This window comes from Cellulomonas sp. Root485 (assembly GCF_001426705.1).
Taxonomy (GTDB): Bacteria; Actinomycetota; Actinomycetes; order Actinomycetales; family Cellulomonadaceae; genus Cellulomonas.
Genome location: NZ_LMFC01000003.1, coordinates 189915 through 208813 on the forward strand (window position 1 = coordinate 189915; position 18899 = coordinate 208813).

Annotated in this window: 21 protein-coding genes; 8 read left to right on the top strand and 13 right to left on the bottom strand. The window is 73.2% G+C overall.

Translation table 11 applies throughout. The features are described 5' to 3' along the window. The first annotated feature begins 1 nt into the window (after window position 1). The 6 genes from ASD16_RS14585 (at window position 2) to ASD16_RS14610 (ending at window position 8309) form a co-directional block, all read left to right on the top strand. The gene (locus ASD16_RS14585; protein ID WP_255356356.1) at window positions 2-808 is read left to right on the top strand and encodes a Cof-type HAD-IIB family hydrolase; all 807 of its coding nucleotides are present in this window, start codon (window positions 2-4) and stop codon (window positions 806-808) included. Next, window positions 808-1335, top strand: a complete 528-nt coding sequence (locus tag ASD16_RS14590; protein ID WP_055918880.1) for an alpha/beta family hydrolase — start codon at window positions 808-810, stop codon at window positions 1333-1335. Before ASD16_RS14585 ends, ASD16_RS14590 begins: the two co-directional genes overlap by 1 nt. A gap of 26 nt (window positions 1336-1361) precedes the next feature. Then, window positions 1362-2021, top strand: a complete 660-nt coding sequence (locus ASD16_RS14595) for a vancomycin high temperature exclusion protein (protein WP_055918881.1) — start codon at window positions 1362-1364, stop codon at window positions 2019-2021. 76 nt (window positions 2022-2097) lie between these two features. Next, entirely contained in the window at window positions 2098-3150 is a 1053-nt protein-coding gene (locus tag ASD16_RS14600; RefSeq protein WP_055918885.1) for an aminotransferase class V-fold PLP-dependent enzyme, read from the top strand. Window positions 3151-3318: 168 nt separating this feature from the next. Next, complete coding sequence (locus ASD16_RS14605) at window positions 3319-5430, top strand: MMPL family transporter (protein WP_055918888.1); 2112 nt, start codon at window positions 3319-3321, stop codon at window positions 5428-5430. Window positions 5431-5531: 101 nt separating this feature from the next. Then, window positions 5532-8309, top strand: coding sequence for a cation-transporting P-type ATPase (locus ASD16_RS14610; protein WP_235523324.1), 2778 nt, complete (start codon window positions 5532-5534; stop codon window positions 8307-8309). Here ASD16_RS14610 and ASD16_RS14615 read toward each other — a convergent pair whose 3' ends face one another. Further along, on the bottom strand, window positions 8310-9056 hold the full coding sequence (locus ASD16_RS14615) for a PIG-L deacetylase family protein (RefSeq protein ID WP_055918891.1): 747 nt from the start codon (window positions 9054-9056) through the stop codon (window positions 8310-8312). A gap of 9 nt (window positions 9057-9065) precedes the next feature. Next, window positions 9066-9608: an O-acetyl-ADP-ribose deacetylase gene (locus tag ASD16_RS14620; RefSeq protein WP_055918894.1), complete on the bottom strand. Its 543-nt coding sequence runs from the start codon at window positions 9606-9608 to the stop codon at window positions 9066-9068. A gap of 945 nt (window positions 9609-10553) precedes the next feature. Between ASD16_RS14620 and ASD16_RS14625 the strand changes: the two genes are divergently transcribed. Continuing rightward, on the top strand, window positions 10554-11195 hold the full coding sequence (locus ASD16_RS14625; protein ID WP_157453958.1) for a hypothetical protein: 642 nt from the start codon (window positions 10554-10556) through the stop codon (window positions 11193-11195). On the opposite strand, the gene dtd is transcribed toward ASD16_RS14625, so the two are convergent. From dtd to ASD16_RS14665, 8 genes are all read right to left on the bottom strand, one after another. Next, window positions 11192-11629 (bottom strand): D-aminoacyl-tRNA deacylase, encoded by a 438-nt coding sequence (dtd, locus tag ASD16_RS14630; protein ID WP_055918900.1) that lies wholly within the window; start codon window positions 11627-11629, stop codon window positions 11192-11194. The genes ASD16_RS14625 and dtd overlap by 4 nt on opposite strands. Further along, on the bottom strand, window positions 11626-12582 hold the full coding sequence (locus ASD16_RS14635) for an asparaginase (RefSeq protein ID WP_369817992.1): 957 nt from the start codon (window positions 12580-12582) through the stop codon (window positions 11626-11628). The genes dtd and ASD16_RS14635 overlap by 4 nt, the downstream gene beginning before the upstream one ends. Before the next feature lie 2 nt (window positions 12583-12584). Continuing rightward, window positions 12585-12929 carry a DUF2516 family protein gene (locus ASD16_RS14640; protein ID WP_055918906.1) on the bottom strand — a complete coding sequence of 115 codons (345 nt, stop codon included), beginning with the start codon at window positions 12927-12929 and terminating at the stop codon, window positions 12585-12587. Window positions 12930-12948: 19 nt separating this feature from the next. Next, window positions 12949-13368: a type II toxin-antitoxin system VapC family toxin gene (locus ASD16_RS14645; RefSeq protein WP_055918908.1), complete on the bottom strand. Its 420-nt coding sequence runs from the start codon at window positions 13366-13368 to the stop codon at window positions 12949-12951. Window position 13369: 1 nt separating this feature from the next. Beyond that, the gene (locus tag ASD16_RS14650; protein ID WP_055918909.1) at window positions 13370-13636 is read right to left on the bottom strand and encodes a type II toxin-antitoxin system Phd/YefM family antitoxin; all 267 of its coding nucleotides are present in this window, start codon (window positions 13634-13636) and stop codon (window positions 13370-13372) included. 68 nt (window positions 13637-13704) lie between these two features. Further along, a complete protein-coding gene (locus ASD16_RS14655; RefSeq protein ID WP_235523326.1) occupies window positions 13705-14805 on the bottom strand; it encodes an aromatic acid exporter family protein in 1101 nt (366 codons plus the stop codon). Next, on the bottom strand, window positions 14802-15989 hold the full coding sequence (locus ASD16_RS14660; RefSeq protein ID WP_055918911.1) for a folate-binding protein YgfZ: 1188 nt from the start codon (window positions 15987-15989) through the stop codon (window positions 14802-14804). The genes ASD16_RS14655 and ASD16_RS14660 overlap by 4 nt, the downstream gene beginning before the upstream one ends. Next, entirely contained in the window at window positions 15989-16570 is a 582-nt protein-coding gene (locus ASD16_RS14665) for an FABP family protein (RefSeq protein WP_055918913.1), read from the bottom strand. Before ASD16_RS14665 ends, ASD16_RS14660 begins: the two co-directional genes overlap by 1 nt. Before the next feature lie 179 nt (window positions 16571-16749). Here ASD16_RS14665 and ASD16_RS14670 point away from each other — a divergent pair, with 179 nt between their 5' ends. Next, window positions 16750-17121, top strand: a complete 372-nt coding sequence (locus ASD16_RS14670; protein WP_055918916.1) for a DsrE family protein — start codon at window positions 16750-16752, stop codon at window positions 17119-17121. Here the strand turns inward: ASD16_RS14670 and ASD16_RS14675 are convergent. From ASD16_RS14675 to ASD16_RS14685, 3 genes are all read right to left on the bottom strand, one after another. Next, complete coding sequence (locus ASD16_RS14675) at window positions 17118-17579, bottom strand: DUF4395 domain-containing protein (RefSeq protein ID WP_055918920.1); 462 nt, start codon at window positions 17577-17579, stop codon at window positions 17118-17120. The genes ASD16_RS14670 and ASD16_RS14675 overlap by 4 nt on opposite strands. Window positions 17580-17652: 73 nt before the next feature. Beyond that, on the bottom strand, window positions 17653-18114 hold the full coding sequence (locus ASD16_RS14680) for a thioredoxin family protein (protein WP_055918923.1): 462 nt from the start codon (window positions 18112-18114) through the stop codon (window positions 17653-17655). Between the two features lies 1 nt (window position 18115). Further along, the gene (locus tag ASD16_RS14685) at window positions 18116-18850 is read right to left on the bottom strand and encodes a hypothetical protein (protein ID WP_055918926.1); all 735 of its coding nucleotides are present in this window, start codon (window positions 18848-18850) and stop codon (window positions 18116-18118) included. Window positions 18851-18899 lie beyond the last annotated feature (49 nt).

Here is an 18899-nt window from a genome sequence, read left to right on the forward strand (position 1 = left end):
CGTGGAACCTCTGGTCTTCGACCCCGTCCCGGACATCCGCCTCATCGCCGTCGACATGGACGGCTCCCTGCTCGACGACGAGAAGCGCATCCACGACGACTTCTGGCCGCTGCTCGACGAGCTGGCCCGCCGCGACATCCTGCTGTGCCCGGCGAGCGGCCGGCAGTACGCGACCCTGCGCCGTCAGGTCGGCCGCGACGAGCTGGTCTACATCGCGGAGAACGGCGCCTACGTGGTGCAGCACGACGAGGAGATCAGCGCGGACGGCCTGGCCCTGGGCACCGCGCGCGAGGCGGTGCGGACGGTCCGGGACGCGACCGACCTCGACCTCGGCACGGTCCTGTGCGGCAAGCGCTCCGCCTACGTCGAACGGTCGGACGACGCCTTCCTCGACCAGGCCACGCCGTACTACGCGAAGCTTCAGACCGTCGACGACCTGCTCATGGTCGACGACGACGTGCTCAAGGTCGCCGTCTACGACTTCGGCTCGGCGGCCACGGGTGCCGGCCCGCTGCTGCACCGGTTCGACGCCATGGTGTCGGGCGAGCACTGGGTCGACGTGATGAGCCCGACCGCCGACAAGGGGCACGCCCTGCGCGCCGTCCAGGAGACGCTCGGCATCACCGCCGACCACACGATGGCGTTCGGCGACTACTTCAACGACGTCGGCATGCTCGACGCGGCGTCCTTCTCGTTCGCGATGGACAACGCGCACCCCGACGTCCGGGCGCACGCGCGGTTCGTCGCCCCGTCCAACAACGCCAACGGCGTGGTCCGCACCATCCGCTCGGTCCTCGGGCTCGCGTGATGGTCGCGGGCCTGCTGCTCACCCCCGGCTTCGGCGGGACCCGCGACGGTGCACCGCTCGTCGCCGTGGAGAAGGCCGTCGCGCCGCTGCCCGTGCTGCGCCTCGACCTGCCGAAGACCGCGGCGCCGGCGATCGCGGAGGTCCGCGCACAGGCCGAGGCGTTCGCGTCGTCGCTGGGCGTCGGGACCGAGGACCTAGTCCTCGGCGGCCGCTCGTTCGGCGGGCGCATGTGCTCGATGGCGGTCGCGCAGGGTCTAGCCGTGGCGGGCCTCGTCCTGCTGTCCTACCCGCTGCACCCGCCGGGCCGCCCGGACACCCTGCGCATCGCGCACCTGCCGGAGATCCGCGTCCCGGTCCTCGCCGTCTCCGGCTCGACCGACCCGTTCGGCTCCCCGGACGAGCTGACCCACCACCTGGCCGCGATCCCCGGCCCGGTCATGACCGTCTTCCTGCCCGGCCCGCACCTCCCGACGAGCACCACCGCCGTCGCCGACGCGGTGCGCGACTGGCTGAACAGCCTCCCCTGACCCGCGTCGCCACCTACGCTCCGTCCGTGAGCACCCGCCGCCGTCGCGTCACCTGGATCGTGGGCGGTGTCCTGCTCGCCCTCGCCGCCGTCCCTGTCCTGTGGGTCCAGGGCGTCGGCCAGAGCGAGGTCCGCGCCGCCGATGACGTCCCGGCCACCCCGGTCGCCCTCGTCCTCGGCGCCGGCCTGAAACCCGACGGCAGCCCGTCGGTGTACCTGACCCGCCGCCTCGACGCCGCGCGCGACCTGTACGAGCGGGGAGCGGTCGACGTCGTGCTGGTCAGCGGCGACCACGGCACCGCCCAGCACGACGAGCCGACCGCGATGCTCGACTGGCTGGTCGAGCACGGCGTCCCGGCCGACCATGTGGTCCGCGACCACGCCGGCTTCGACACCCACGACTCGTGCGTCCGGGCGCACGACGTGTTCGGCGTCCGCGACGCGGTCGTCGTCACGCAGGACTACCACGTGCGCCGCGCGCTGTTCTCGTGCACCGCGGCGGGGATCTCGGTGACCGGCGTCGGGGTGTCGTCGGTCTCGGTCCGGCCTGTCCAGGCGGTCGTGTGGCGCGCCCGGGAGGTGCCGGCGTCCTGGCGCGCGGCCTGGGACGCGGTCACGGGCCGCTCCCCGGTCTACGCCGGCCCACCGGAGACGACCCTCCAGGACGCACTCGCCACCTCACGCTGACGACGTCGTCGCGCTGGGCAGGACGAAGTCCTCACGATCATCGGCCGCGACAGCGGGGTGCGAGACGATCGACCCCATGGACGCTCTCGACACGCTGCGCGCAGCGTTCGCCCCCGTGCCCGGCTACCTCGACGCCGCCACCTGCGGGCTGCCCGCCCGGGCGACCGTGACCGCGATGCACGAGGCGCTCGACACCTGGCAGGCGGGGAAGGCGGACCTCGCGGTGTATGACGAGGCCGTCACGGCGTCGCGCGCGGCGTACGCCCGGCTGGTCGGGGTGGACCCGTCGTGGGTGGCGGTCGGCTCGCAGGCGTCCGTCCTGATCGGTCTGGTCGCGGCGAGCGTGCCGGACGGCGCCGAGGTCCTCACGGTCGACGGCGACTTCGCGTCGGTCGTCTTCCCGTTCCTGGCCCACGCCGACCGCGGCGTCTCGGTCCGCACCGTGTCGCTGGACTCGTTGGCCGAGGAGATCCGCCCGTCCACCCACACGGTCGCGTTCTCGCTCGTGCAGTCGGTCGACGGGCGCGTCGCCGACGTCGAGGCCGTCCGCGCGGCGGCCACCGCAGCGGGTGCCCTGACGGTCTGTGACGTCACGCAGGCCGCCGGCTGGTTCCCGGTGGACGCGACGGCGTTCGACGTGACCGTCTGCGCGTCGTACAAGTGGCTGTCGGCACCGCGGGGGACCGCGTTCCTCACGGTCGGCCCGGACCAGAGGGACCGGCTGCGTCCGACGAGCGCCGGCTGGTACGCGGGCGAGGAGATCTGGTCGTCGGTCTACGGTCCCGCGATGACGCTCGCCCACGACGCCCGCCGGTTCGACGTCTCCCCCGCCTGGTTGTGCTGGGTGGGTGCCGTCCCGGCGCTGGAGCTGTTCGCGGCCGCTCCGCTGGACGCCGTCCACCGGTACACCGTGGGCCTCGCCGACGCCTTCCGTGCGGGCGTCGGCCTGCCACCGGGCGGCAGCGCGATCGTCCGGCTGCCCGACGACGCAGCGGGATCGCGCCGGGCGCTGCTGGCCGCGCACGGCACACGCGCGGCGGGGCGGGGCGGCGGCGTCCGGCTCGCATTTCACGTGTGGAACGACGCCGCCGACGTCGAGCGGGCTGTGGCTGCCCTGAGCAACTCCTGAGGGGAACCTGAGGGTCGACTCGGGGGTCTCCCGGATATCCCTGTGCCTGGCGGCGGCGAAATCCTAGGCTCGTTCACAATCTCGACACCGGCTCTCGACGATGTATCTCTCGTCCAGCGAGCCGCACCTCTTTGTCGTCGTCGACACCCCCACCATGAGGACACACCCATGTCTCAGGTCGCCGGATGGATCACCCACCGCTACCTCAAGTTCGCCGTCATCGTCTTCTGGCTCGCGGTCCTGGCGGTGCTCGGCCCCCTCGCGGGCAAGCTCACGGGCGCACAGGACAACGACGCCAAGTCGTGGCTGCCCGCCAACGCCGAGTCGACGGAGGTGCTCGACGTCGCCGCGGGGTTCGTGTCGTCCAACACGATCCCCGCCGTGATCGTCTACGAGCGCCCGGACGGCCTCACGCCCGAGGACCTCGAGGCCGTCGCGGCGCACGCCGCGGAGTTCGGCACGCTGGACACCCTCGACGGTGAGGTCATCGGCCCGATCCCGTCCCAGGACGGGGAGGCGGTGCAGATCATCGTGCCGCTGGACCTCGGCTCGGACGGCTGGAACCTCGCCGCCGACGCGGTCGACGACCTGCGCGCCACCGCCGAGGACGGCCCCGACGGTCTCGACGTGTACATCACCGGCCCGGCGGGCAGCGCCGCCGACTCGTCCGCCGCGTTCGAGGGCATCGACGGCACCCTGCTGTACGCGGCCGTCGCCGTCGTCATCGTCATCCTGCTGATCACCTACCGCAGCCCGATCCTCTGGCTCCTGCCGGTCATCTCCGCGGGGGTCGCGCTCACCGTCTCGCAGGCGCTGATCTACCTGCTCGCGGACAACTACGACCTGACGGTCAACGCCCAGAGCGCCGGCATCCTCACGGTCCTCGTGTTCGGCGCGGGGACGGACTACGCGCTGCTGCTCGTCGCGCGCTACCGCGAGGAGCTGCGCAAGCACGGTGACCGGCACGAGGCGATGGCCCTGGCCCTGCACCGCGCCAGCCCCGCGATCATCGCGTCCGGCGCCACGGTCGCCATCGGCATGCTCTGCCTGCTCTTCGCGACCATGAACTCGACCGCCGGCCTCGGCCCGGTCGCGGCCGTCGGTGTCGGCGTCGCGGTGCTCGTCATGCTGACCCTGCTGCCGGCGCTGCTGGTGACGTGCGGCCGGTGGATCTTCTGGCCGCGTGCCCCGAAGCTCGGCGACGACGAGCCGTCCGAGCACGGCTTCTGGGCGCGCGTCGGCGGCCGCATCGAGCGCCGTCCCCGTGCCACGTGGATCGGGACGTCCGCGATCCTGGCGGTGGCGTGCCTCGGCATCGTCGCGCTCAACGCCACGGGCCTGACCACCGAGGAGTCGTTCCGCGGCACCCAGCCGTCGATCGAGGGCGAGAAGGTGCTCGCCGCGCACTTCCCCGGCGGCGCCGGCACGCCGGTCGTGGTCATCGCGAACGCGGACGATGCGAGCACCCTGACCGACGCGGCGTCGGTCTTCGCCGACGTGGAGGGCATCGACCCGACGAGCATCACGGAGCCCGTCGTGAAGGACGGTCTGGCGTACCTCGAGGGCACCCTGACCTCGGCGCCGGACAGCGACGACGCCTACGACACGGTCGACCGGGTCCGGGCCGCGGTGCACGAGGTGTCCGGCGCGGACGCCCTAGTCGGCGGTACCACCGCCGTCAACCTCGACGTGCAGCGTGCCTCCGCGGACGACAACCGGCTGATCATCCCGATCGTCCTGGTGGTCGTGTTCCTGATCCTCATGGTCCTGCTCCGCGCGGTCGTCGCCCCGCTGGTGCTCATCGGCACCGTCGTGCTCTCGTTCGGCGCGGCGATCGGCGTCAGCGCGCTGGTGTTCAAGTACGTCTTCGGCTACGCCGGGGCGGACACGTCGTTCCCGCTGTTCGTCTTCGTGTTCCTGGTCGCGCTGGGGATCGACTACAACATCTTCCTCATGACCCGGGTCCGGGAGGAGGCCGTGCGCCTCGGGCACCACCGCGGCTCGCTGGTCGGTCTGGCGGCCACCGGCGGGGTGATCACGTCGGCCGGGCTGGTGCTCGCGGGGACGTTCGCGGTGCTGGGCACGCTGCCTCTGGTGGCGTTCGCGGAGATCGGCTTCGCGGTGGCGTTCGGGGTGCTCCTGGACACCCTGGTGGTCCGGTCCGTGCTGGTCACGGCGCTGAACCTCGACATCGGCAAGGCGATGTGGTGGCCCAGCGCGCTGAGCAGGCACGCCGATCCGGAGCCCGCGCAGGAGAAGGTTCCGGTCCCGGTCGCCTGACCGTCAGACGCGAGATGCCCGGATCGTCCCCGATCCGGGCATCTCGGGATAGCGTCGGACCAAGGGCCCCTGGAGGGCACCGACGCGGCCCAGGAGCACACGTGACGGAGATCGCTGCACCCCAGTCCCCGACCACCCCCGCCAGCCCTGCCACGCGATGGTGGGCCCTCGACCCGGAGGCTGCGACCGCGCAGCTGGACACCGACCCGGCGACGGGCCTGTCGTCGGCCGAGGTCACTGCCCGGCGGGAGCGGTACGGCTCGAACACCCTGACCGCCCAGGCGGCTCCGTCCGTGTGGTCGGTGGTCTTCCAGCAGCTGCGCGACCCGATGAACATCATGCTGATCGCGGTCGCGGCGGTCAGCGCGGCCATCGGGCAGGGGTCGACCGCGCTCATCGTCGGCTTCCTCGTGGTGATCAACGTGGTCATCGGGACCCGCCAGGAGATGCTCGCGCGCAAGAGCGTCGATGCGCTGGCCACGATGCAGGAGCCGCAGTCGCGGGTGCGGCGGGACGGCGCCCTGGTGCAGATCCCCGCGCACGACCTGGTGCCGGGAGACGTCGTCGAGCTCGAGGCCGGCGACATCGTGCCCGCCGACGGCCGGCTGCTGCGGACCGCCACGATGGAGACCCAGGAAGCGGCGCTGACCGGCGAGAGCACGCCGATCGGGAAGGACCCGATCACGCTCGCCGACGAGGAGGTCCCGCTCGGCGACCGTGCCAACATGGCGTTCCAGAACACGTCCGTCACCCGCGGCACGGGCACGATGCTCGTCACCGCGACGGGCATGACCACGCAGATCGGCAACATCGCCACGCTGCTGTCGTCGGTGGAGAAGACGAAGTCGCCGCTCCAGCAGGAGCTCGACAAGCTGACCAAGGTGCTCGGTGTCATCGCATGGACCGCGGTGGCGGTCATCGTGCTCATCGGCGTCCTGCGCGGCCAGTCCGCGAGCGAGCTCCTGTTCCTGGCGACGGCGGTCGCCATCTCCGCGATCCCGACCGGCCTGCCCACGTTCGTGCAGGCCATGCTCGCGTACGGCGCCCGCCAGCTGGCCGACGCGAAGGCCGTCGTCGCCAACCTCAACGACGTCGAGACGCTCGGTGCGACCAGCTCGATCAACTCCGACAAGACGGGGACGCTCACCCTCAACGAGATGACGGTGACCGCGCTCTACACGATCGGTCAGCACTTCACCGTCGAGGGCAGCGGCTACGCCAAGACGGGCAAGATCCTGCAGACGGCCGGCGCGGACATGCCGGACCTGACGCCGCTCGCGTACGGCCTGTGCCTGGCCAGCGACGCGACGGTGTCCGACTCCGGCGCGGTGATCGGCGACCCGACCGAGGCCGCGCTCGTGGTGCTCGCCGCGAAGCTGGGCATCGACGCCGAGGAGAGCCGCCGGACGTACCCCCGCGTCGCGGAGGTGCCGTTCGACTCGGCGTACAAGTTCATGGCCACCGCCCACTGGCTCCCCTGGCGTGGCGACCGGTCGCTCGTCGAGGTGGTCAAGGGAGGCCCGGACGTCGTGCTGCAACGCTGCACGCACGCCCTCGCCGGACCGGGCCAGACGGTCCCGCTGGAGGACATGCGCGCCGACATCGAGGCGGAGATGGAGCGGCTCGCCGAGCAGGGGCTGCGCACGCTCGCCTTCGCGACGCGGTTCCTCACGCCGGCCGACGAGGCCGCCCTGGTCGCCGACCCGATGTCCTACGTCGAGGAGCTCGTGTTCGTCGGGCTGGTCGGCATCGTCGACCCGCTGCGACCCACCGCCAAGGTGGCCGTCGAGATCGCCCTGAAGGCCGGCATCGAGGTCCGCATGATCACCGGCGACCACGCGGTGACCGCGAGCGCGATCGGCAAGCAGCTGGGCCTCGGCCCGGGCGCGATCAGCGGACCGGAGCTGGCCAGCCTGACCGACGAGGAGCTGCTGGAGCGGCTGCCGAACCTGCACGTGTTCGGCCGCGTGACCCCCGAGGACAAGCTCCGGCTGGTCCAGCTCATGCAGAAGCAGGGCCTCGTGGTCGCCATGACCGGTGACGCCGTCAACGACGCGGCCGCCATCAAGCAGGCCGACATCGGGGTCGCTATGGGCTCCGGCAGCGAGGTCACCAAGCAGGCCGCCCGCCTGGTGCTCACCGACGACAACTTCAGCACCCTGGTGCACGCGGTCGAGCTCGGCCGCAGCATCTACCAGAAGATCACCGCGTACATCCGCTTCCAGATGAGCCAGCTCATCGGGCTCGTGGTGCTGTTCCTGGCGGCCAGCATCTTCGACATCGCCGACGGCGTCGCGATGACCCCGATGATGGTGCTGTTCCTCAACTTCTTCGTCGCCGTGTTCCCGGTGATCGCGATCATGCTCGACCCGGTCGGCCCCGGGATCATGGACCGCGTGCCGCGCGACCCGAAGGTCGGCATCAGCAACGGCTACGCCGTGCGCCGCTGGATCCTCTACGGCCTGGTCTTGTGCATCTCCTCGGGGATCCCGCTGGTGGCCGGCCCCGACACCCCGGCCGCCGACACCCCGACGGCGTCGATGACGATGGCGTTCGTGGTCATGGGCCTCGGTTCGGTCCTGTCCGGGCTGGTCCTGCGGCGCGAGCCGGAGTCGGGCCTCGCCGCTCCCCTGCTGACGGCGGTCAAGGTGCTCTCGGCCCCGGTGATCCTCGTCGTGCTGGCCACCGAGCTGGACTTCCTGCAGGGGTGGCTCACGACGCAGTCGCTGTCGGGTCCGCAGTGGCTGGCCTGCCTGGGCCTGGCGCTGCTGCTGCCGATCGTCGCGGAGGTGGACAAGGTGATCCTGCGACGCCGGGCGGCCACCCAGGTCGTCCTGGACCCGAAGGAGGCCGTGACCCCGGCGCGCGCCCGCAGCTAGTCAGTCGAGCAGCGGGGGCGGCGCCTGCAGGTCGTAGGCCCGGAACAGGACCGCGTGCTCGACCCCCATGGCACGCCCCTGCATCGACGCGATCATCGGGAGCATGTCCTTCGGGGCCGGGTGCCCGGGCAGTCCCGCGAGGTACTCCTCGTGGGCGTCCAGGGACGCGATCCCCGCCTGCAGCGCGTCCGCGGTGACCTCCACGCCGTGCGTCGCCCGGGGGTCCCCGCCGACCAGCAGCCAGCGGACCTGCCACGGTTCCAGACCGTCGGCGAGGAGCTCGGTGAACACCCACCGGTTGCCGGCGTCGCGCACCGCGTCGAGCGTCGCCAGCCCGGCCACGCGATGGTCGGCCATGTTCAGTCCCGCGACGAACTCGAGCTCCCAGGACCCGGTGAGCACGACGTCGGGCCGGTACTCGCGGATCCGCCGCGCGACGTCCCGCCGCAGCGGCAGCCCGTACTCGAGCACGCCGTCGGGGTGATCCAGGAACTGCACGTCGGTGACGCCGACGGCCGCGGACCCTGTGATCTGCTCCCGGGTGCGGATCTCGCGCGTGCGGTCGGGCGGCGACGCGTCCATGCCGGCCTCCCCGCGGGTGAGCACCAGGTAGGCGACGTCGACACCGCGAGCGGTCCACATGGCGACGGCGGACGAGGTGCCGTACTCGACGTCGTCGGGGTGCGCGACGACGCACAGCACGCGGCGGAACTCGGAGTCCGGCAGTGCCGGCAGCAGATCGGGCATGCCTGGACGCTACGCGCGGTCCAGCTGCGCGCGGAAGGCGTCGAGCGCACCGGCCGAGAAGAGCACGAACCGCACCAGCTCGATGCCCTCCGGGCCTGGGCCACCCGCCGCCACGCCCTCCTGCCACACCCGGACCGTCCCGACGGCGATCCGCGCGACGTCCTCGACCGCCCAGCCGTACACGCCGGCGCTCACGGCGGGAAAGGCGATGCTCGACGCACCGAGCTCGACGGCGAGCTCGAGGGGCCGCGCGAAGCAGGAGGACAGCAGGACCGGGTCGGTCTGCCCCCGGTGCCGGTTCGGCCCGACGGTGTGGATCACCCACCGGGCGGCGAGGCCGAACCCGGGGGTCGCGACGGCGTCCCCCACGGGGAGCCCGTCCGGCAGCGTGGTCCGGCGCAGCTCCCGGCACGCGGCCAGCAGGTCCGGCCCGGCGGCGGCGTGGATCGCACCGTCGACTCCCCCGCCCCCGAGCAGGGACGAGTTCGCGGCGTTGACCACGACGTCCACGTCCTGCGTTGTGATGTCCCCGAGCACGGCCTCGATCAGCATCTCGCCATCATCGCGGTCGACGCTCGACATGGGTAAGGCCCCTCGGACGCTTACTCCGAGGGGCCTTCACCGGTTCCCAGGCTACAAGGGGCCCGCGCCCGGACGGGTGAACGACGCGCGCGTCGTCCACATCTTTCGTCCACACCCCTGTGTTTACCGGGCGTTTACGCAGGTGGACCTGTGGACAAGGGTGTGGGTAAAGCGGTGGACAAAGAAAGGTCCGAGAACCCCTTGTGGCCCCCTACCGAAGCGCGTTAGAAATCTCACATCGAGATCGACAGATCGAGAACCGCAGGCGAAGGATCCCTCCCGGGGAGACTGAAACCGCAGGTCAGGTGGCCTCTTCGGAGATCGCGTGGACCGGGTCGACGACTACCTGGACAGGGCCGGAACCTCGACGCACGGGGCCCTTCGGGGACTCGCGCAGGCGGCGCAGAACGCCCTTCGGGGAGGTGGCGCCGGTGGGGACAGGCTGTGGATGTCGGACCGACCGGAGAACGGACGACCACATCGTCGTGGTGACACGACGAACCGCGGATGACGACGCGGGGACGTCAAGGACCGGAAGGTAGCTCGCAGTCGTCCCGCTCGTGGCGGGTCGTCGGTGCCGGAGCCCCTCGGGGTGACCGCGTCGGCGACGAACCAGGTGTCGGGACGTAGCCGCACCGTCAGCGCGGCGTCGGTCACCGGTCCGCCGGTGACGGAAGACCTGCGAACACGAGAGGGCCCCTCGGACGCTTACTCCGAGGGGCCCTCTCCGCATGTCCGGATGCCCCCCGGGTTCGCCCCGATGCGGGCTGAATCATTTCGGGTGGTATGCCCCTGACCGCTTCCCGGCGTGGCGCCCCTCCTGCTTCGGTATGTTCCGTCGGGCTCGCGAGGACGCACCGATCTCGCGGGCTTTCGTCTGCCGCGCCATCGCGGCGCGTGGAGGGGAGCGCCGTGGTGGCGACGATGTACATGGAGCCTGCCGACGTGGAACGCCGCGTCACGGTGGGCGGCTGGGTGCTCCGCGGTGTCGGGGTGCTGGTCGTCTGGACGGTGTGGACGTTCCTGGTGGGAGCCGCTCTGCTCCTGACCGGGAACGGCGGGAAGGCCGCAGGCACGGTGGTCGCGGTCGCGGCGATGCTGGTCGCGCTCGTCCCCACGTGGTTCCTGGTCCGCGCGTCACGCCCCCGGGCGTGGTTCCTGGGCGGCGCGACGGTGGTCCTCGCCGCGATCGGGATCTTCCTGGGCTCGCTCGGCGGTCCGAGCCTCGCCCAGATGACCGGCGTGGGTGCGTCGCTGCCCGTGGCCACGGGTGCCCAGCTGCTCACCATCTCGAGCGTCGAGAACACCCTCTGCCTGCAGGAGTGCTCGCAGGTGACGCACCTGTACGCGGTCATCGACTTCGACGGCGCGAGCTCGCAGGTGGGCGACGGGCTCATGGCCGCGGGGTGGGACGCGCTCGGCGACGGCTCCTACTGCCACGACCAGTTCGGCGTCCGCCTGACCGACGTCGCCGACCCGACGATCGCCGACCCGCCGGCACCGCCGCCCGGGATGGACCTGCTGAGCGTCTCGACGAGCCGCTGCGAGCGCTCCTAGGGCTCGGGCACCGACTCCAGCAGGATCGTCACCGGTCCGTCGTTGACCAGCTCGACCGCCATGTCCGCGCCGAACACCCCGGTGGCCACCTCGAGCCCGCGAGCGCGCAGCGCGTCGACGACGGCCTCGACCAGCGGCTGCGCGACCGGACCGGGCGCCGCGGCGTTCCAGGTGGGCCGGCGACCCTTGCGGGTGTCGGCGTAGAGCGTGAACTGGCTGACGACGAGTACCGGGGCACCGACGTCGACCGCGCACTGCTCGTCGCGCAGGATGCGCAGCTCGGCGATCTTGCGGGCGACCAGCTCGACCTGCGCGGCACCGTCGCCCGGTGTCACGCCGACGAGCGCCACCAGCCCGGGCCGGTCGATCGCGCCGACCACCACTCCGTCGACCGTCACCGACGCGCGCGTGACGCGCTGGACGACGGCTCTCATGCGCCGAAGGTCGCGACGACCTCGCCGACGGCTCGTCCGTGGCCCAGGACAGGTGTCAGGGCGACTGCCGCCACGGCTGCGGGATCGACGCCGGCCACCGTGAGCGCGGCCGCGAGGACCGCGGGCCGGGGCCGCGACGACCCGTCGGTGATCTTCAGCGCGACCGCACCGCCGTCCGGCAGCCCGGCCGCGTAGACGCCGTCGGCACCGTCCTTGGCGACGAGTCCCGGGACGGCCTCCATGAACCGCGTGGCGTCCCGCCCGGTGCCGGCGACGTGCCACGGGTGCTCGGACATCGCGCGCCCGGTGCGCCGCGGCAGCCCGTCCCCGGAGGCCAGGAGCGCGAACGACCTCGCGAGCCCGCGCAGCGTCGTCGAGAACAGCGGGGCGCCGCAGCCGTCGACCGTCGCCAGCTCGACGGGCACCCCGGTCAGCTCGCCGACCACCTCGCGCGTGGCCCGCTGGAGCGGGTGCTCCGGGTCGAGGTAGTCCTGCGTGGGCCAGCCGGCCGCGACGCACGTCGCGAGCATCCCGGCGTGCTTGCCGGAGCAGTTCTGGGTGATCGGCTCGGTGCCGTGCCCGTCCGCTCGCCACTGCCATGCTGCGTCGGCGTCCAGGGGCCAGTCGGGCGTGTTGCGCAGATCGTCGGCGACGAGGCCTGCGCCGGCGAGGATCGTGCCGACGACGTCGAGGTGCCCGGGCTCGGCGTTGTGGCTGGCGCACACCAGGGCGAGCTCGGCACCGTCCACGTCGAGCCCCGCGCGCAGCATCGCGACCGCCTGCAACGGCTTCAGCGACGACCGCGCCCACATCGTGGCGTCGGGGTCACCGAGGGCGAACCGCTCGGACCCGTCCGGCGCGAGCACCACGACGTGGCCGGCGTGCACCGACTCCACCAGACCGCCGCGCAGCACCCGCGCGAGCGGGACCGCGGCGGCGCCGATGTCCGGCACGCTCACCAGCCGCCGGAGGGACCGGACGGCCCCCGGGGTCCGCGGCCGCGCCCGCCCGAGTACGGGGTCACGGCGGGCTTCACGTCGACCAGGTACACGATCGCGCCGACCGCGGCGAGCAGGGCGAGGAACGACGGGAGGTGCGGCACCCCGGGGATCGGGATGACGCTGAACGACACCGCGGTGGCCACACCGACGATCGCGCCCCAGAACCCCTTGGTCCGCTTCCCCGCCTGGGGGAACGCGGTCGCCGGCCGCCGGAGCAGGTCGATCAGCGCCCACAGGCTCAGCCCGAAGATGGCGATGTAGAAGACGAAGAAGATGACGACCTGCAGGCTCGCGATCACGGAGCGAGCCTACGAGACATCACGGGACGACGAGCAGGCCCTCGGCGCGCGCCGCGGCGGCGAGGTGCTCGTCCCACGCGGCGACGACGAGGTCGGGCGAGCGCAGCTCCAGGGCGGACGCGAGGTGCAGGGCGTCGGCGGCGCGCAACGGGTGCCGGCCGACGAGCGCGGCGGCCGACGTCGCCACGACCTCCTGCAGCTCGAGGACGTGCAGGCCGGGCCACAGCCGCTCCCACGCCGCGAGCGCGGCGGCGGCGGCCTCGTCGCCGAGCCGTCCCGCGCGCCGGCCGCCGGCGAGCACCGCCCGCACCTCGGCGTCGGCCAGCCGGGACGTGACCACGAGGTCCGCGCCGTCCCACAGGGCCGCGACCAGCGCGGACCCCGGCTCGGTGACGCACAGCTTCACCAGCGCGCTGGTGTCCAGGTAGACGACCGCCATCTCAGCGCCGCAGCCGACGGACCAGGTCCGAGACCCCGCCCTTGGCCGCCGGGGAGCCGCGCTCCGTGGACCGGGCCGGTGGTCGGGGCGCCGCGGCCGGAGTCAGCAGCCCGTCCCGCTCCAGCCGTGTCAGCAGGTCCGCCGCCTCGATGCCGCTGAGCCGCGCCACGGGGATCCCGCGCTCGGTGATGACCACGTCCTCCCCGCCGCGTGCGGCCTCGATCCACTGCCTGAGCTCTGCGCGCAACGCGCTGACCGAGACGTCCACGCAGCGACCGTACCGAACCCGCCCCGCGCACGGGGGAGGTGGCGCGCAGGTCGGCGAGCTGTTGGCGGTCAGATCTCCGGCAGGGAGTCACGGGCGACCTGCGGGTCGACGTCCGCCGCCTCCAGCAGGTCGACGACCAGCGAGCGATGCAGCAGCACGAGGCTCTGCACCTGCCAGTCGAGCGCGGCCAGCCGGAACGGGTCCAGCGCCCCGGCGACCGCCAGCAGCTGCGTCCGCGCGCGCTCGGGGTCCCGGCCCGCACCGAGGGCGGCGGCGAGGTCGTCGGTCGCCCGCGCGGTGGCCTCCACCTGCGCGGCGATCGTGGTCATGTCGTGCGTCTGCGCCTCGACGGCCGCCAGGCAGCGGCGCGCCAGAACGCGGGCGTTGCGCATGGCGCGGTCGATGAGCACCGCGCCGGCCGCGAGCCCCGCGAGCTCCTCGCGGTACTTGCGGATCGTCGGGGACACCCGTGCCAGCTCGCCCGCGTTGGTCGCGGTCTCCGACCACTCGTCGAGCGCCGGCTGCGACGCCCGCCCGCGCACCAGCGCGTCCTCGACGTCGGCCGTCGAGGCCTCCCGGAGCCCGCGCGCGAGGATGCGGAGCACCCCGGCCAGGTCCTCGACCGCCGCACGGGCCAGCGTCCGGGGGTGCCGACGGGGGTCGCGCGGCGTCAGCAGTGCGACCGCGAGCGCGACCGCGCCACCGATCGCCGCATCGATCCAGCGTCCGAGCGGTCCCCCGGTCGCCGAGATCGCGGGCAGCCCGACGATGACCAGCGCCTGGACGCCCGCCTGCGTGGTGAGCATCTGCCCGCGGTCGATGAACCGCGCGATGATCGCCGCCAGGAACAGCACCACGGCCACCTGCCAGGCACCGTTGCCGATGAGGTGCACCAGCAGGTCCCCCAGCGCGACCCCGATCGCCACGCCGACGGCCAGCTCCGCGACCCGCCGGACCGACCGGTCCGTCGTGAACCCGAGCGCTATCCAGGCGCTGACGGGCGCGAAGAACGGGTACGGGTGCCCGACGGCGTACCGGGCGATCGCGAACGAGATCGCGGCCGCGACCGACGCCTGCAGGATCGGGAACCACGCGGCCCGTACCCGGGCCCACCCCTGCCGCACCCGCACCTCCATGACCACGCGAGGACGCGAGTCGGAGGTGCTCACAGGCTCGGGTGCTGCCCCAGGCCGCGGGTCAGAGGGCCGCGGGCGGCGGGCCGGTCGACGGACACACCGTCGCCGGGCACGATCTGCTCCTGGCCGGCGGCGACCGACCCGGCCTCGGACTCCACGACCAGCTCGGCGTCGCCCGGTACCGACCGCTTCACCACGGCCAGCGCGACCGGGCCGAGCTCGTGGTGGCGGGCGACGGTGGTGACCTGTCCAACCACCCGCCCGGGCTCCTGCGAGTCGGCGGTCTTCACGACATCGTGCACGGCCGCGCCGGGCTCGGGCAGCAGGTGCCCCGAGCCGTCGAGGTGGAGCATCACCAGACGCCGCGGCGGTCGGCCGAGGTTGTGCACGCGCGCCACGGTCTCCTGCCCGCGGTAGCAGCCCTTGGTCAGGTGCACCGCGGTACGCAGCCAGTCGAGCTCGTGCGGGATGGTCCGGTGGTCGACCTCGTGGGACGCGCGCGGGCGCCACGCCTCGACGCGCGCGGCCTCGCTGGCCCACGTGCCGACGAGCGGCCAGCCGGCCGCCTCCCGTGCACGCACCTCCTCGACCAGCCGGTCGCGCGGGACCAGGACGAGCCGCCAGTCGCGGTCGGCGCCGGGGTGCTCGTCGTCGGCGGGCCCGTACCGGGTGCCACCGGCCGCCGTGGTGGGCCAGGGGTCCCGCCAGGTGATCGGCTCGTCGGGCGTGCCCTCCGCGTCGACGGGCTCGCCGATCGCGGCCCACGCGTCGGTCGCGTCGACGATCTCGACCCGCAGCATGAACTTCATGCGGTTCAGCCACGCGGCCAGCCCGATCGGCGTCTCGGTGACGAGCCAGGTGGTCGCACCGTCGTCGACGACGCCCGCGGCGTGCTCGACGTGCCCCTGCGGGCTGAGCACCAGCAGCTCGGTCGAGGTCCGCGGCGCCAGCGCGGTCAGCTCCTGCGAGGTGATGGAGTTCAGCCAGGTCAGCCGGTCCGGGCCGGTCACGGTGACGACGCCCAGGTGCGACTGGTCCACCACGGCACCGCCGCGGGACAGCGCGCGCTGCTCGGCCGTCGGGTCGCCGTAGTGCCACGCGACCCCGTCGTCGGGGCCGGAACCCCGGACCGCTCCTCGGCGCGCCAGCAGCGGGCTGACGTGCCGCGGGGGCTCGCCGTGGGCCGAGGGGGTCTCGACGGGTGCGTCGGTGGTCATCAGGCCTCGTCGTCGGTGAGGGCCTCGACGCGCGCGAGGCGGCCGGAGGCGTAGGACTGCATGGGATGACCGAACGCGGCGATGTCGTGCGCCCACATGAGCTCGCCGTTGACCAGGCCGTAGAGGCGCTTCCCGGCACTGACGTCGGCACCGGAGGCGGTGCGCACGATGGCGTCGCTCACCAGGTCGATGCGGCCCTTGCCGACCGCTCCGATGTAGACGGCGACGTGCCCCGACGGGTCGGCGACCAGGAGCTCGACGGCGTGCTGGTCCTCGGTGAGACCCCAGTCGGCGGGCCGCTCGGGCGGGATGCGCCAGTAGCCGGACTCCGTCTGCCAGACGGGAGCGGGCGGCTCGTCCTCGAGCGCCGCGGTCGTGGACGGTGCCACGATCAGCCGGATCGTCGACGTGTACGACAGGTACGGCCCGCCGTCGCTGGCGATGACGATCTCCTGCGTGAACGTCGCCTCGTCGATCCCGGGGTAGTCGACGACTCCCTCACCGCGCCACGTGCCTACGAGCCAGGCCAGCGGGTAGACCTCGGGAGCGAGGCCGTCGGGGTCGGGCAGGACGAACGGCACAGCAGGCCTCCCGGTCTGTCAGAGGGTGACGTCAGCGCTGGCCCTTGTAGAGCCGGTACACGACGAAGACGGAGAACCAGCCGATCACCAGCGTCGCCGCGACCAGCAGGCCGATGAAGAAGATCTCGAGCCCAGTCATGCTGACGATCCTAACGAGCGCACACCCCTAACCTGTTCCGATGAGTCCCACGCCACGCCCCCTGGTGATCAAGACCACGTCCGGCACGGAGCGGCCGGAGGCCACCAACCAGGCGTTCACGGTCGCCGCCGCGGCCGTCGCGGCCGGCGCCGAGGTCAGTCTCTGGCTCACGGGCGAGTCGGCCTGGTTCGCCCTGCCGGGGCGCGCGGCCGACCTGGTCCTCGAGCACGCGACCCCGCTGGGCGAGCTGCTGGACCTGGTGCTCGAGGGCGGTCGCGTGACGGTGTGCACGCAGTGCGCCGCCCGCCGGGGCATCGGTCCGGAGGACGTGCTGCCCGGCGTCCGGATCGCCGGCGCCGCGGTGTTCGTGGAGGAGTCGCTGGCGGAGCGCGCTCAGGCGCTCGTCTACTAGGCCGTCCTCCCCGCCCGCAGCCGCACGCCGAGCAGGTACAGCTCGCAGCCGAGGCACAGCCCGAACACCGCGTTCAGGAACGCCGCGACCAGCGCGAACGCAGCCGCGACCGGCACGGCGACGGCCACCCCGGCCAGCCCGAGGACCAGTCCCGCACCCGTGATGACCAGGCCGACCAGCTGCGCGAACGTGGGCGGACGAGGGTCTTCGAGCTCGGTCGGCGGCGCCAGGCGCGGGCGGACCAGCTTCCGGAACACCCAGCCCTGCCAGGTCCGGCCGATACCGCCGAACGCACCGAGCGCGAAGCCCGCGACGATCACGGCGAGGACGACGTAGGCGCCGGGTGTGGTGCCGAGCAGGAGGACGGCGACGAGCAGGACGAGGTTGACGGCGGCACCGAAGCGAGGGCCGCGGGGGTCGATGCCGGCGGGGGCATCCGTGCGGACGGGCGTGCTCATGGGGTCTCCAGGGGGTCGTGCAGGGGTGAGGGGTCCGACGGCCGGGGGCTGCGCGCCCGGGCCGGGAGCCGGCTCAGGCTGCGGAGACCCCGCCCGGACACGAGTCGAGCGCGACCAGCGCGTGCCGACGGTCCGTCGCACCCGACATGCGGCCGACCACGACGCCGTCGGCGTCGAGCAGGAGCGTGGTCGGGGTGCGCATGATGCCGAAGCGTCGCACGAGATCCAGGTGCTCGACCACGTCCATCTCGACGTGTGAGAGGTCGTCGTGCTCGGAGACCAGCTGCGCGAGCACCGCGTGGGTGCGACGGCAGGGCGCGCAGACCTCGCTGGAGAACTGCACGAACGTCGCGCGGGCTCCCAGCGGCACCCCCAGGTCCGCGGCCGTGAGGCGCGAGTCGTCGGCGTCGTCCGTCGGTGCCGCGGCCAGGAGCGCGGGGTCCACCGCGGTGTACCGGCCGTTGCGCGACCGCCACCACAGGCCAAGGGCGGCCGCGACGACCAGGAGGGCGAGGACGAGCAGGACGCGGTCCACGTCAGCCCACCAGGACCCGGCCGACGACGTACACGAGGATGCCCGTCACCGTGACCGGGAGGGTCACGGCCGCGAGCGACGGCCAGCGCCGCTCGAGCGAGGGCAGCTGGTCGAAGAGCGCGTGCAGCGTGGCGACGAGTACCCCGACCGCGAGACCCAGCAGGGCACCTGCCACGGGGTCGATCGCGGGGAGCAGCAGCCCACCCAGGGCGCCCGCACCGGCCGCGGCACCGGCCGTGACCAGCGCGCCGACCCACGGCTTCAGGTGCAGCGCCACGACCACCGAGCCCACGGCCAGCGCCAGGGCACCGACGACGACGATGGGTTCACCGCCGGGCGTCCGGCCGATCGCGACCCAGCCGGCGACGGCGACCGCGACGAGCGTGCCGGCGACCGTCCCGGACACCGACTCGACGAGCCGCGTGCGGCCGTCGCGCCGCAGCAGCTCGTTGACGAACGCCAGCAGGATCGCGGCCGCGAACACGACCGGCAGGTCCCGCAGGTAGGGCTGCTCCTCCGTGAGGTGCACGACCGCCACGGCGCCGACGCCGCCCAGCGCCACGACCGTGGCGGAGCCGGGCTTGAACGGCAGACCCGCGAGCGCGGGCCAGCCGAGGGCGAACAGGAGCGCAAGGACAGCGGCGGTGCCGGTCAGGGGCAGGCCGCCGAGGTACCCGGCGACGGCCACGGCGGCGGCGAGGACGGCCGTCACGACCGCCCGGGTGGCGAGCTGCATGGGTCCCCTACCGTCCCGCGACCAGGGTCACCCGGGAGGTTGCCCGGGG